The sequence below is a fragment of the Tenacibaculum sp. M341 genome (assembly GCF_004337695.1).
GTDB lineage: Bacteria > Bacteroidota > Bacteroidia > Flavobacteriales > Flavobacteriaceae > Polaribacter.
Genome location: NZ_SJXJ01000008.1, coordinates 71688 through 86554 on the forward strand (window position 1 = coordinate 71688; position 14867 = coordinate 86554).

Annotated in this window: 13 protein-coding genes; 8 read left to right on the forward strand and 5 right to left on the reverse strand. The window is 28.7% G+C overall.

Annotation, left to right across the window (positions count from 1 at the left end):
* Nucleotides 1-5: 5 nt before the first annotated feature.
* A complete protein-coding gene (locus tag EYW44_RS10490) occupies nt 6-944 on the reverse strand; it encodes a hydrogen peroxide-inducible genes activator (protein WP_132723625.1) in 939 nt (312 codons plus the stop codon).
* Nucleotides 945-1472: 528 nt separating this feature from the next.
* Here EYW44_RS10490 and EYW44_RS10495 point away from each other — a divergent pair.
* The 4 genes from EYW44_RS10495 to EYW44_RS10510 all read left to right on the forward strand — a co-directional run bounded on the left by EYW44_RS10495 (nt 1473) and on the right by EYW44_RS10510 (nt 5690).
* Nucleotides 1473-2963, forward strand: a complete 1491-nt coding sequence (locus EYW44_RS10495) for a catalase (RefSeq protein ID WP_132723626.1) — start codon at nt 1473-1475, stop codon at nt 2961-2963.
* 171 nt (nt 2964-3134) lie between these two features.
* On the forward strand, nt 3135-3653 hold the full coding sequence (locus tag EYW44_RS10500; protein ID WP_132723627.1) for an ankyrin repeat domain-containing protein: 519 nt from the start codon (nt 3135-3137) through the stop codon (nt 3651-3653).
* Between the two features lie 242 nt (nt 3654-3895).
* Nucleotides 3896-4936 carry a 23S rRNA (adenine(2503)-C(2))-methyltransferase RlmN gene (gene rlmN / locus EYW44_RS10505; RefSeq protein WP_132723628.1) on the forward strand — a complete coding sequence of 347 codons (1041 nt, stop codon included), beginning with the start codon at nt 3896-3898 and terminating at the stop codon, nt 4934-4936.
* 1 nt (nt 4937) lies between these two features.
* A complete protein-coding gene (locus EYW44_RS10510) occupies nt 4938-5690 on the forward strand; it encodes a hypothetical protein (protein ID WP_132723629.1) in 753 nt (250 codons plus the stop codon).
* A gap of 44 nt (nt 5691-5734) precedes the next feature.
* Here the strand turns inward: EYW44_RS10510 and EYW44_RS10515 are convergent, their stop codons facing one another.
* On the reverse strand, nt 5735-6331 hold the full coding sequence (locus EYW44_RS10515) for a hypothetical protein (RefSeq protein WP_132723630.1): 597 nt from the start codon (nt 6329-6331) through the stop codon (nt 5735-5737).
* A gap of 183 nt (nt 6332-6514) precedes the next feature.
* Between EYW44_RS10515 and EYW44_RS10520 the strand changes: the two genes are divergently transcribed.
* From EYW44_RS10520 to EYW44_RS10535, 4 genes are all read left to right on the forward strand, one after another.
* Entirely contained in the window at nt 6515-7492 is a 978-nt protein-coding gene (locus tag EYW44_RS10520) for a polyprenyl synthetase family protein (protein ID WP_132723631.1), read from the forward strand.
* Nucleotides 7493-7628: 136 nt separating this feature from the next.
* Nucleotides 7629-8048, forward strand: a complete 420-nt coding sequence (locus tag EYW44_RS10525; protein WP_132723632.1) for an HYC_CC_PP family protein — start codon at nt 7629-7631, stop codon at nt 8046-8048.
* Nucleotides 8049-8151: 103 nt separating this feature from the next.
* On the forward strand, nt 8152-10386 hold the full coding sequence (locus EYW44_RS10530; RefSeq protein WP_132723633.1) for a TonB-dependent receptor: 2235 nt from the start codon (nt 8152-8154) through the stop codon (nt 10384-10386).
* Between the two features lie 38 nt (nt 10387-10424).
* Nucleotides 10425-10784: a heavy-metal-associated domain-containing protein gene (locus EYW44_RS10535; protein WP_132723634.1), complete on the forward strand. Its 360-nt coding sequence runs from the start codon at nt 10425-10427 to the stop codon at nt 10782-10784.
* A gap of 32 nt (nt 10785-10816) precedes the next feature.
* On the opposite strand, the gene EYW44_RS10540 is transcribed toward EYW44_RS10535, so the two are convergent.
* The 3 genes from EYW44_RS10540 to EYW44_RS10550 form a co-directional block, all read right to left on the reverse strand.
* Nucleotides 10817-12982 (reverse strand): hypothetical protein, encoded by a 2166-nt coding sequence (locus EYW44_RS10540; protein ID WP_132723635.1) that lies wholly within the window; start codon nt 12980-12982, stop codon nt 10817-10819.
* 371 nt (nt 12983-13353) lie between these two features.
* Nucleotides 13354-14073 carry a hypothetical protein gene (locus tag EYW44_RS10545; protein ID WP_132723636.1) on the reverse strand — a complete coding sequence of 240 codons (720 nt, stop codon included), beginning with the start codon at nt 14071-14073 and terminating at the stop codon, nt 13354-13356.
* A 78-nt stretch (nt 14074-14151) separates the two neighbouring features.
* Nucleotides 14152-14718, reverse strand: a complete 567-nt coding sequence (locus EYW44_RS10550; RefSeq protein WP_132723637.1) for a Crp/Fnr family transcriptional regulator — start codon at nt 14716-14718, stop codon at nt 14152-14154.
* Between the last annotated feature and the right edge of the window lie 149 nt (nt 14719-14867).

The window sequence follows — 14867 nt, forward strand, 5'->3', positions numbered from 1 at the left end:
AAAAATTAAATAGCTGGCTCTTTCCATCTTACTCTCACGTAATTATCTATTTTATGAAGGTTTTCAGGAATATTCTTTTTAATAGTCATTAATAAATTTTCTATTAATTTTTCTCGAGTAAAGTTTTTATTAACAACAATGCTTACTTCTCTGGTAGGAATTGGAGGTTTAAATTTTTTTATGAATTTTTCATCATAAGGATATTCTATAGAAAGTTGAGGAACTAAACTATATCCTAAACCAGCTTGTACTAAATTTTTAATGGTTTGAATAGAACCACTTTCGAACGTGAAATTGTTACGTCCTTCTGTTTTTTTTTCGCAAATATTTAAAACTTGGTTTCTAAAACAATGTCCTTCTTCCAAAAGCAAAAGTTTTTCAGGAGAGAGGTCTTTTCCGTCTATTCCGTTTACATCTTTAAATAGTTTAGAATTTTTGCAGTACAAGAAAAAAGGCTCTTGATAAAGATTAATTTCACGTAATCTTGAATCTTCTATAGGGGTTGATAAGATACTTAAATCTAAAGTTCCATTACTTAAAGCTTCTATAATTTGATTGGTATTCATTTCTTTTATAATTAGCTTTAATTCAGGATGATTTTTAACAAATTCCTCAAGAAATAACGGTAGTAAGTAAGGAGCAATGGTAGGTATTATTCCTAGAGTATATTCTCCTGTTAAGTTAATTCTATCCTCATAAGCAAATTTATTAAACTCATTAACCTCTTGTAAAATCAGTTTAGCTCGTGCTATTAACACTTCACCTATAGGGGTTGGACAGAGAGGAGATTTATCACGATTAAAAATAGTCGTTCCAATTTCTTCTTCTAGTTTTTTTACTTGAACGGTTAAGGTAGGTTGAGTAACAAAACAGGCTTCAGCAGCTTTTACATAATGCCTTTTTTCATTTAAAGCAATAATGTACTTAAGTTGTTGTATAGTCATTTGATATTAAATTTAGGAGGTTGGTTGATTAAATTTTGATACAGATAAACTATGCGATTAAAAAAACATGTAATCTGATTCTATACCATTGAAAAGTCTATTAATTGAATACTTCCTTACAAAGGGGAGTGTTAACTTAATTTGAAGATTGGTTTTATGGAGATAAATATAGTTTTGTCATTTTGAATTTTTAAATAGTGAAAATAGATTAGATATTACATTAAAATAGCATTTAGAAGTTATACCATTTTTAGAGAGTAACAATTTATAATTGTATTTAAATTTGTTACTTAAAATACTACGTGTTTAAAAGAATTTCTTTAAAAAGGTATACTTAAAAAGTTTTACTTTTTTAAATAGTACTATCTAGTATTTTATATACAAATATCAAAAATATTTCCTTTTTCCCTTAAAAAGTAGTTTGTCTTTCATATTAGTTTTATTAATAAGCTCATATAAAGTATTAATAAAAGATATGCAGATTTTAATTATACCTTAGATACCAGATAACCTTTTAAAATTTTAAAAATGAAAAAAACAGCAATTTTAATCGCCGTTTTTACTTGTTCCGTTGTTTTTGGACAAGTAATAACCACTAATGGAGGAGTTCCGGTAGGTGACAATCAAAACTCAAAAACAATAGGTAGGTATGGTGAAGTTCTTTTAGAAGATATACATCTTATAGAAAAGTTAGCAGCATTTGATCGTGAACGTATACCAGAAAGAGTTGTGCATGCTAGAGGAACCGGAGCTTTTGGGCACTTTATAAGCACTAAAGATATGTCTAATTTTACAAGAGCCTCGTTGTTTCAAGGAGGTAATAAAAAAACAGATGTAGCAGTACGTTTTTCTACGGTTATTCATGGAAAAGGATCTCCAGAAACATTAAGAGACCCAAGAGGTTTTGCCGTTAAGTTTTATACAGATAAAGGGAATTATGATATTGTAGGAAATAATTTACCTGTATTTTTTATTAGAGATGCCATTAAGTTTCCTGATATGGTTCATTCATTGAAACCGTCTCCAGTGACTAACAAACAAGATCCAAATAGGTTTTTTGATTTCTTCAGTAATATACCAGAAGCTACACATATGATTACACGTTTATATACCGATTTAGGTATCCCCAAAGGATATCAGTTTATGAACGGGAGTAGTGTGCATGGTTTTAAATGGGTAAATAATAATGGAGAGGTAACTTACGTGAAATACACATGGGTAAGTAAACAAGGTGAGATAAATTTAAATATTGATGAAGCTGCTGAACAACAGGCTAGAGATTGGCAACATGCTACAGTTAGTTTAAGAGATGATATTGATAATAATAGGTTTCCTCAGTGGGATTTATTTGTACAGTTAATTAAGCCTAAAGATTTAAATAGTTTTGATTTTTGGCCCTTAGATGCAACTAAAGATTGGCCTGCTGATCAAATTCAAAGAATTAAAATAGGAACAATGATTTTAAATAGAAATCCTGTTAACTTTTTTGAAGAGGTAGAATCAATAGCAATGGCACCTGGAAATTTAGTACCTGGTATTGAACCATCTGAAGATAAATTACTTCAAGGTCGATTATTTTCATATTTTGATACACAACGCCATAGATTAGGTCCAAATAATCAGCAATTAGCAGTAAATAGACCTAAGATACCTGTAGTAAATTATAATTCAGATAGTTTTTCAAGCGCTGATAATTCGAAATTTCCAAACCCAGATGTAAATTATGAACCAAGTAATAAAGTAAATCTTTCAGATAATCCAACTTACAGGGCTAGTGAAAGAAAGATAAAATTCACTAAAATAACACAAGGGAGTATTACTAAAACGAACAATTTTGGGCAGGCAGGAGATTTTTATAGATCCTTATCAGAACAAGAAAAGAATAGCTTGATAAGAAATTTAACAGGAGATTTAGGTCAGGTTAAAGATAAAAGAATTCAGAGAAAAATGATAACATTCTTCTATAGAGCAGATAGTGATTATGGAGCTAGGGTAGCAAAGGCTTTAGGAATTTATTAGAAAATAAAATTAGTAAACTAAGTAACAAAATTAATATACCCAGTATTTCTTTAAAATTTGTATTTGACCGTTAGATTTAGAGGCATAGATACTGGGTACTATTTTTTTAATCTTAGTAAGTATATAAGAGAGTATATTCAATTAAATAATCCATTTTCAATATTTTAAAATATGAAAAAAAATATTTTTTTAATTTTTATTTTATTATCAAACACTATTATTTATTGTCAAAAAGATATTTTTCAATATAGTAGAGAAGGAGATACTGCTGCTATTGAGGTATTGTATAAAGAAAATCCAGAAATAATAAATAGTGTAAATAATAAAGGATTTAGTCCTTTAATATTAGCGGTTTATAATGATCAAGAAGAAACAGTACGTTTTTTATTGAAAAATAAAGTTAATACAGAGGCACAAGGAATGCATGGAAATACTGCTTTAATGGGAGCATGTTTTAAAGGATACTTAAACATTGTTAAATTATTGATGATGTATAAAGCTGATGTTAATAAAAAGAACTACAATAATGCAACTGCATTAATTTATGCAGCAACTTTTGGGCATACAGAGATTGTAAAAGAGTTGCTTAAAAATGGAGCCGATGTTAATTTAAAAGATAGTAGAGGAAATACAGCATTAGATCATGCGATTATGCAGGATAACAAAGAAGTTGTTGAAGCTTTAAAATAACATTTATGTTCACCGTTATACTAAGAATATAAAAGAAGAAATAATAAATACCTCTATATATGATCTTAAAACTATTTTTAATGTGTCCTAAATAAATAGTTTACTAAGTATTATAGGGGTATTCTATAGTTTGTTTATCAAAAGCCTGAATTATTATTAAAACTAATAAATTCAGGTTTTTAATAAGGTAATAAAATACTTTTCATTTCTTACTATTATCACAATACTGTATTTTTGCACTAATGAAGTCGCAAAAAAAGGATATTAGATCTTTAACTAAAGAGCAGTTAAGAGATGTTTTTGTAGCAAACGGAGACAAAGCGTTTAGAGGAAATCAGGTATATGAATGGTTGTGGAATAAAGGGGCACACTCTTTTGACGACATGACTAATATTTCAAAAGCTACCAGAGAAATGTTAGATGCTAATTTTGTAATTAATCATATTGAGGTAGATAGTATGCAACGAAGTAAAGATGGTACTATTAAAAATGCGATTAAATTACATGATGGTTTAATTGTTGAATCAGTTTTAATTCCTACAGAAAAAAGAACCACCGCTTGTGTGTCTAGTCAGGTTGGTTGTAGTTTAGATTGCAAGTTTTGTGCGACAGCTCGTTTAAAGAGAATGCGAAACTTAAATCCTGATGAAATTTATGATCAGGTATTAGCAATCGATCAACAAAGTAGATTATATCACGATCATAAGCTTACCAATATTGTTTTTATGGGAATGGGAGAGCCATTGATGAATTATAATAATGTGATAAAAGCGATTGACAAAATCACTTCTCCTGAAGGATTAGGAATGTCTGCTAAAAGAATTACTTTATCCACGTCAGGAGTACCAAAAATGATTAAAAAGATGGCAGATGATGAAGTGAAGTTTAATTTAGCGGTTTCATTACATTCTGCAATTGATGAAGTAAGAACTTCAATAATGCCTTTTAATAGTACTTTTCCATTAAAAGATTTAAAAGAAGCTTTAGAATACTGGTACGAAAAAACAAATCGTAAAATTACTTATGAATATGTAGTTTGGAGAGGTATTAATGATAGAAAAGAAGATATTGATGCGTTAGTGGCTTTTTGTAAACATGTACCAGCCAAAGTAAACCTGATTGAATACAATCCAATTGATGATGGAGAGTTTCAACAAGCATCAGATAGAGCTTTAAATAATTACATTTCTAACTTAGAAATGCACGATATCGTAGTGAATGTTCGTAGATCTAGAGGTAAAGATATTGATGCAGCTTGCGGACAGTTAGCTAATAAGTCGTAATATGAATTACGCAAATTCTTTATTAAAACAAACGTTAGATTCGTTAGGGTGGCTTTTTGGAATTATTTTTCTAGGACTGTTTTTAGATAGTTCTTTTTTTTCTGAAAATTATATTGAACACTCACAATGGATTAATAATATATTGGTACTTTGTGTATTTATGTTTCTTTACTATAAAGGAACTTCAAGAGTAAAAGAACAACTGATTTACGCTTTTTTAATAGGAATTATAGGGGAACATATTTTTTCTTTAGGTTTTGGTATGTATACGTATCGTTTACAGAATATTCCACATTATGTTCCTTTTGGGCATGCTGTTGTATTTTTAGGAGTCTATTATTTTGGAAGAAAGCCTAAAGTAAGAAGCAATCAAAAAGCAATAGAACTCTTTTTAACCATTGCAATTAGCGCATATGCACTTTTTTTTCTGCTATTTAAAAACGATATTTTTGGATTTGTAATGACTGTTTTAGTTTTTATTTCTTTAAGAAAATATCCAAAGGAAAGGTTGTTTTATTTAGCGATGTTTGCGGTAGTAGTTTGTGTAGAAATTGTAGGAACTTCTTTCGATTGTTGGGTGTGGCCAGAGATAGCTTTTGACACTTTTGAGTTTTTACCAAGTGCGAATCCACCTTCGGGTATTTGCTTGTTTTATTATGGTTTAGATAGAGGTACAATGTCTATTTACAAAAGAAGACATAAAGAAACTTGGAAACGTTTTAAAAGCATACGTGCAATTCAAACAAAAAAATAAGAGAGCTTGTTTTATAAAACCAACTCTCTTTATTTAAATGATTATTATCCTCTTCGTCTTTCTAAAAGTACAAACATCATAAGTGATAACATAATCCTGTCATCGTCATCATTGTCTAACTCACCAACTTTTGAAACTTCAAAAGTTTTACCTAAAAAAGATTTTGACTTCGTTAATTTTACAATTTCTTTTCCTTCATTATTCTTTACAATGTAAGTAGGGTTGAATAAATATCCAGTAAAGAAATTCAGAATAGGAATTTCACCAATTAAAGAGTCTAGAACTTTTACCCAAGGATTTTGTTCGTTAATTACATATTGTTGCTTTTGGTGCTGATCTATAATTTCATAGTGCGCTTTCCAAAGAGATTTCCATCCTTTTCTAACTACTTTACCAAACTCTTTACCTTCACGGTTAAAAAAGGCATAAGCTGTTGAAAAATCTAACCACTTGTCGGCTTTAATTTGATACTCTAATCTAGACTTTGTATCATCATTATATACTGAAATGTCTTCTTTTAGCTTAAACATTTTTTGGCGTACGTAAGCAATTGTTTTTCCACTACTATCAGTAGCAGTAAAATCGTTGGCTATTGTTGAAACTTTAAAATTAAAAGTAACTGGAAAATGTATGTTCTGCATAGTAATTTGTTTTGTTTGATAGTTTAACATGTAGCTCTGAAAAAAAGTATTGTTTTCTATTTCAAAGCAGTTCAAAAGTATATAATATTTTTTAATCAATCTTAATAGAGTGCAAATTGATATAAAGGTTTAAGTTATTGATTAATTTCTTTACTTTTGATGTTTCATTGTGAACATGCATTAATGAAACCAGTTGAACAAATAAAACTTCCAATTGCTAAAGAAATGGAGCTGTTTGAATCTAAGTTTAAAGATTCAATGTTATCCAAAGTTCCGCTACTTAACAGAATTACCTATTACATTGTAAGAAGAAAAGGAAAGCAAATGCGTCCGATGTTTGTTTTTTTAGTCGCTAAAATGGTATCTAAAGGAGGTTTTGACGAACGTACTTATAGAGGAGCTTCTATTGTAGAGTTAATTCATACAGCTACTTTGGTACACGATGATGTAGTAGATGATAGTAATAGAAGAAGAGGTTTTTTCTCTATTAATGCGTTATGGAAAAATAAGATTGCAGTTTTAGTTGGTGATTTTTTATTATCTAAAGGTTTGTTACTTTCTATTGATAACGAAGATTTTGATTTGTTAAAATTGATATCAATAGCGGTAAGAGAAATGAGTGAAGGAGAGCTGTTACAAATTGAAAAAGCAAGAAAATTAGATATAACAGAAGAGGTTTACTTTGAAATTATTCGTCAAAAAACAGCTACTTTAATTGCAGCTTGTTGTGGTATTGGTGCTGCTTCTGTAGGAGCCAATAATGAAACAGTACAACAAATGAGAAAGTTTGGAGAGTACATTGGAATTGCTTTTCAAATTAAAGATGACTTATTTGATTATTCAGATGAAAAAATAGGGAAACCAACAGGGATTGATATTAAAGAGCAAAAAATGACCTTGCCATTAATCTACACACTAAACAATTGCAGTGAGAAAGATAAAAAGTGGTTAATTAATTCTGTTAAAAAGCACAACACCAATAAAAAGAGAGTTAAAGAAGTGATCGCTTTTGTAAAAGAGAGCGGGGGGATGGAATATACCATTAAAAAAATGCATAATTACAAGAATAGAGCAATCGCTATTTTACAAGATTATCCAGATTCTGAATACAAACAATCATTACTTCAAATGATTGACTACGTCGTAGAGAGAAAAATTTAGTAATATAGAATTACTTTTTTATTCGAAGTTGTTGTAAAACCATTCGTCTAAAGAAAACTACCTTTTAACTTTGAATTAGTTAGTAAAATGTTAATTATTAAGCTTACATCAAGATAGTTTTGTAATTTCGTAAGAGATGAAAACGTATTTCACAAAAATAACAACCATTTTAATGGCACTTATTGTGCTATTTTCTACCTTTTCTATTACTATAGAAAAGCATTTTTGTGGAGATTTTTTAGTTGATGTTTCTTATTTTGGAAAAACTAAAGGTTGTGCAGATGAACCTGGTGAAGATGACTGCGACAAACCTGAAGTAATTCAAAAAAAGAATTGTTGTAAAGATGAAGTTCAGCAAATTGAAGGACAAGATGATTTACAAACAGCTACAAAAAAGGTAACGATTGAAAAAGAACAGCAATTTTTAATTGCTTTCATTCATTCGTATAATAATTTGTTTTTAGACTTAAAAAAACAAATTGATTCTAATCAAGAGTATTCTCCACCGAAATTAATTTTCGACATCCAATTACTTCACGAGGTATTTATCATATGATTCTTGCATCTTTTTAATAGATGTTAAGTCTTAATAGTACTACAATTTAGGTAACTAATATATTATCTATGGTAGTAATTATAAATCATATAATAATTATAAAATGAATAAACATATAATATTCAGTATGCTTATACTGATGTTTATAACAGATTCATTAGCACAAGAAACTTTAAAAGGTAAAATAACCGATACCGATAAGTTAGAAATTTTTGGTGCTAATGTATATTGGTTGCACAACGATATTGGAGTAACTACCAAGGAAAACGGAACCTTTGAAATACCGTATAAAGCGTCTTACAAAAAACTAATTATAAGTTTTGTTGGGTATAAAACAGATACCATAAATGTTAGTAGCAATACTTTTGTAAATCATGTATTAACAGAGCAAGGCAAATTAGATGAGATTAGAATAGATAGCAAGAAAAAAGCAACTGCTAAATCATTTTTACAAACTCAAAATGTATTTACAGTTAATAGTGAGGAGTTATTAAAAGCAGCTTGTTGTAATCTTGCAGAGAGCTTTGAAACGAATCCATCTATTGATGTCAATTTCTCTGATGCATTAACAGGAACACGACAAATTCAAATGTTAGGGTTAAATAGCCCATATTTGCTAATAGCTCAAGAAAATATACCTATGGTACGTGGTGCATCTCAGGTATACGGATTAACATTTACGCCAGGTACTTGGGTAGAAAGTATACAAATAACAAAAGGAGCTGGTAGCGTAGTCAATGGTTTTGAAAGTATTTCAGGACAAATAAATGCCGAATTGGTAAAGCCAACTACCGATAAAAAGTTCTTTGTAAATGGATATGGTAATTTAAATGGACGTTTAGAGTTGAATACTCATTTTAATCAAAAAGTAAGTGAAAAATGGAATACAGGTTTGTATGTACATGGAAATATTCGCTCAGAAAAATTTGATAATAACAACGATAATTTTTTAGATAATCCTTTAGCAGAACAAATTAATGTAATGAATCGTTGGCAGTTTACTGATAATGATAACGGATGGGTAAGTTTTTTTAATGTTCGTTTTTTAAATGATAGAAAACAAACAGGAAATTTAAATTTTAATCCAGATACCGATAAAGGATCAACAACCATTTGGGGTAGTGAAATAAAAACCAATCGTTTCGATTTCTCAGGAAAATTAGGATATGTTTTTCCAGAGTTACCTTATCAAAGTATGGGCTTACAATTGGCATATAGTAGTCATGATCAGGAATCTTATTTTGGTTTAAGAACCTATGAAATTAATCATCAAAGTGTTTACTCAAATGTGTTGTTCAATTCCATTATTGGAGACACAAGAAGTAAGTTTAAAACAGGACTTAGTTTTACGTATGATAAATATGAAGAACTAGTTGAAGCTAGAGATTTTAGTAGAACAGAAACATCTGTAGGTGCTTTTTTTGAGTATGCATACGATAATACAGAAAACTTTAGTGCTACTTTAGGTTTGCGTATAGATCATCATAACTTATTGAAAACTTTTGTAACCCCTAGAATTCACTTAAGATATGTTCCTTGGGAGAAAGGTGTGTTAAGAGCATCAGTAGGAAGAGGTAAGAGAAGTGCTAATATTTTTGCAGAAAATCAGCAACTTTTTGCTTCAGCACGTCAAATTAATATTAATGATGTCGGAGGTAGTATTTATGGATTAGATCCTGAGATAGCATGGAACTATGGAGTTTCTTTTTTACAAGGTTTCCGCTTATTTGATAAAAAGGGAGATATTTCTTTTGATTTTTATCAAACAAACTTTGAGAATCAAGTCGTAGTTGATTGGGAGAATCCGCAGGAAATTTCTTTTTATAATTTAAATGGAAAAAGTATCGCAAATAGTTTTCAAACTGAAGTAAATTATCATCCTATTCATAAAGTTGATGTAAGGTTAGCTTATAAATTTTTTGATGTTGCTACAGATTATAATTCAGGAAATTTAGCAAAACCATTACAACCTAAACATCGTTTTTTTACAAATGTTTCAGTGCAAACAAATAAAAAAGAAAATGGTGCACAATGGAAGTTTGATACTACTTATAATTTGATAGGAACACAACGATTACCTAATACATCTTCAAGTCCTGTGCAATTTCAACTGCCAGCATATACAGATAGTTTTAACTTGCTAAACTTTCAAGTAACAAAAGTTTTTTCTGAAAAGGTTGAAGTGTATGTAGGAGGTGATAATATAACGAATGTAAAACAAAAAAATCCAATATTAGAAAGCGAGAATCCTTTTGGAGCAAATTTTGATAGTACTATTGTATATGCTCCAATTTTTGGAAGTACCTTTTATACAGGATTTAGATTTAAAATAGATTAACCAATACTAATTTGATTAGTATTAATAAAAAGAATATTATGAAGAAAGTAACATTACTTATTTGCTTGTTAACCATGGTTTTTTCGGTACAGGCACAAAAAAAGAAGAAAAATGCAAAAGTTGCCATAGAAGTAGACGGTGTTTGCATGATGTGTAAAAAGCGTATTGAAAAAGCAGCTTTAAATACCAAAGGAGTAAAATTTGCTAATTGGAATGTAAATACTCATGAACTAAACTTAATAATTGACGAACGTAAAACAAATAAAAAAATGGTTTGTGAAAGCGTAGCAAAAGTTGGTCATGATACTAAAGAAGTAAAAGCACCACAAGAAGCATATGATGCTTTACATGGATGTTGTAAATATAGAGATGGTGAAGTTATTAAAGAGCATCATTAAATGTAAAAAGCACCTCAAATGAGGTGCTTTTTTTAGTTTAACGATTTTAAATCTAAAATAATTTCTTTGCTAAGAAGCTGTCCTTTGTCATTAATCCCCTCAATATAGATTTTTACTTTCTCTTGATCTAACGGATTAAATTTATAGCTAGCTGGTTTGTTTTTATCAATGATGATATTTGGTTCCCAGTGAATTGCTCCGTAATTGTAAAATATTTTATTCTGAGTCGAAGCATATAAAGGTTGATAATATTTCTTTTCTGTCATAAAACCAAAAGGAACTTTGTATGATGAGTATCTTTTGTTATTTGTATTCCCTTTAAAAGTTTTTTTAGTGTATAAGAAAATTTCACCACCAAATGCTTTAGATATAAAAATTTCTTCAAAATCTTTAACCCAGTTAAATTCAATTAAATCTAAATTTTGATTTACTTGACCATAAATAATTGCATCATCTAAGTAAACTCGAGTAATAATATCTTCAAGAATATTATCTCTGTTTGATTCTATTGTGTAACCAGTGCTTGTTTTTCGAATTCTAAAACCTTGTTGACGTAAAAACGTTAAAATATTTATGTTTTTAAGACTAGTATCAAAGTCATCAACTTTAATTTTATCAGATATAATGCCTCTAGTAAAAGTAGGAGTATTGTTAAACGTTCGTTTTACTTTAACTTCTATTTCGTCTAATAAGTTACTTTCATCAAATATAAATTTATCAAATTTTAAATTTGCATCTACGTTTTTATCTGTGTATTCATTTAAACTTATTTTAGGAGTTATTTCACTAAAACTTTTTGGAAAAAACTGAACAACACCTTTTATTTTTGAAGTTTTTCTTTTAGATGATAAGAATAACTGAATATCTGTAGAATCATTTAAAAATACATTCTCAAAGGAGAATTTACCGTTATCTATAATGCTAGGTAAGTAAACATTATTTCTTTTTGATGATAAAAAGATGTTTTCATGTTTCTTTTTGTCATAAGAGTTTAAAGTTCCTTTTACAGTAATACCTCTTTCAAAAGAGTGGATTTCTTTTGGCGGGTTTCCGTATATGTTATTCCAATCATATTTGCTCCAACCTTGTGTAAGAAGCAATAAATCTAGTTCAAATAACTTCCTACGATTACAATTTTCAAAATAATAGCTAGGATTGGCAACATCTCCTTTAATATAAGGAGTTATTAAAAACTTAGAATAAATTGAGTTTTTAGGCTTATAACTTTTAGTTTTTAAAGGTAATATAGAAGCGCTTAGGTAAAGATTTGTAGAGTCTTTTACATCTTTTTTAAAAATACTAACAGAAATTGAGTCATTTTCAGTGATAGTGTGATTTAAATTGACATCTGTAAACAAAGATTTATTATAAGTAAAAAATACTCTCTCTGCTACAGGCATATTATTTTCATTGAAAAGAGTAATAATATTAGTCCCAGGCTGAAGTAATTCATTTTCTATAACAAAAGCATACTCTTTTTTAGTGTTACTTATTTCAAGTAAATTTTTTCTGTAAGAATTCGTGTTGTGAATTAGTGTTTTGTAAATTTTACCATGTAATTTATCAACTGTAGCTTGATTACTGGTTAATTTAACTTTAGTGAATCTTCCGTTTTGATTGTTTACAGATAATAAAATACCTGTTTGCTTAACATCGTTTACTTTTTTACTAACTGTACTACCATCATCTAATGTAATTTCAAGCGTGTATTCTTCATTCTTTTTAATAGAAAATACAGATTTTCCGTAACCAAGATGGTTTGTAGAAAAGTTTCCAATAATTTTATTTTGTGAATCTGTAATTTTTCCAGAAGCTATTTTTATACCCTTATTGTTACTGTCTTTAACAACTATTCCTACAGAGTTGATAGCGTCAGCTAAAAAATGACCTCCCTCTGGTAATATTTGAAAATCGATGTTATTTTTTGTTGTTGTCTGTGAAATAGATGAAAGATTATCAATAATTTTAATTCTCTGTACATAAGAGTTGTCTTCATTAAAATTCTTCATCCATTTAGTAGAAGCTTTAATAAAGTAATTTTTATTGATAAAAGTAGAGTCGACTTTGATACTACCGCTTCCAATTCCTTTTTTTAATCTTAAAAGTCTTTGAGTTTGAAGTTTACCGTTTTCATCAAATATAGATATATAAAGATTACTACTGTTTTGGTGGAGTTTTTGACTACTTTGATTTAGCATATATGTTTTAAACCAAATTTCTTCACCTTTAAAAAAGTTTGTTTTGTTTAAATGTAAATAAGGAATCTCTCTTTTTAAATCGAAATATTTTACATAGCTACTATCAATATTTTGTTGACTTGATATTTTAAACTTATAAAAAGTAACGAAAGGAAAAATAGTATTTTTCTCAGAGTAATTAGTTTTTTAAGTTGTAAATATAATAACAAAAACTAAACGGTATGATTGAAGTAGATATTTAACTGTTTTTTTAAGTGTTGTTTTAGAGTGTTTTAAGTTTTTTGATGAGCTGATATAATTGAAAAAGAAAAAATAACTCTAGTAAAGATTTTTAAAATAGTTACGTTTACTAGAGTTGTTAATAATGTCTTTTAATTTTTAGATAGCTTTTTAAAAACTAAAATATGCAAGAAAATGATGGTAGCAGGAGCAAAGGCAGGAATCCAACTAAAAGGAAAAGAACCAAAATCTAAAACTCCTTCATTATTGTTTGAAATTGCAGTTTGAGTTAAATAAATAGCGGTGCTTAAAACAGATAAAATGTCTACAAGTCCAATGATATTCCAAACAAGTACAAAGTTTTTAGCGCCTCTAATCTTCTTTTTTAAAGTATAAATTACAGGAAACACAAGTATAGCTGATAAGATATCTCCTATACCACCAATATTAGCAAAAACCTTAGGTAAGCTACCATAATATGCTACCAAAAAGAAAAATATTCCAACGAACCTAAAAATATGGATGAATACTAGTTCTTCTAATTTTATATGATTCATAACTACACGAAACCATTCTTTTTTTTGGATAATAAATATGTAAAACAAAAATAAAGGTAGTACAGTTACAATGATAATTCTTGGAGGTAGTGTGTTCACAGAGAAAAATCCAGTTAAAGAAATGATAGAAATCAAAATAAAATACACCCAATAAAATATGAGTATGTTTCTTTTAATTGTTATAGCATAAGATTGCTTTGCTCTAATAATTGCTTTTTTAGCCGCATTAGCTATTAATATAGGTGGAACTAAAAAAAACACAACACTAAATATAGTTGATAACCAAATTGGTACTTGAGTAATAGATAGATTCATAATAAACTTATTTTTATACAAAGTAAGTTTAGATTCTAAACTCGTCAGTTGCCCTATGACAACTTTTGAAATAAAGATTTAAGAAATCATTTTTCTAATTCTACTCAATGAAAATTTAGTAACTCCTAAATATGAAGCAATAATTTTTAATGGAACTTCTTTTATAATTTCAGGGTGTTTTTTGATTAAGTTTTCGTATCGTTCTTGTGCAGTAAGCTTATGAAAAGAAACCATGTGTTTGTGCATTTTTACATAATTGAGAGTCAATAACATTCTACCCCATTCTCTAAATTCAGGAATGTTGTGGAAGCAATGTTGCACATTTTCATGATTAATACTCCAAACAGTACATTCTGTTAGCGTTTCATAGTATTCTTCACTTGGTTTCTGTGTAAAAAACGATAAATAATCATTTAAAAAATCAGGAGCAGAGTAAAATCGTGTGGTTACTTCATTCCCATTTAAATCGATAATATAACATCGTATAATACCAGTTTCTAAAAAATAAGATTTTCTGCTGATTTTACCTTCTTTAATGATTAATTGGTGCTTATTTATAGTTTCTTTTTTAAAAAACGTAGCAATATAATCTGCTTTCTCATCAGACATTGGATTTAATTTTTTGAGATAAGCTTGAAGGTGCATTTTTTAAGTTGTTTAGATGATTGATCATACCAATTTAAATAAAAATAATGGAATTTAAATGAAGTAATTAATGATGAAAAAGAGAATGAAAAACATGAATTATAAAAAAGAGGGTAGGGGATTTTTATTTCTAGGTGTTTAGATATTGT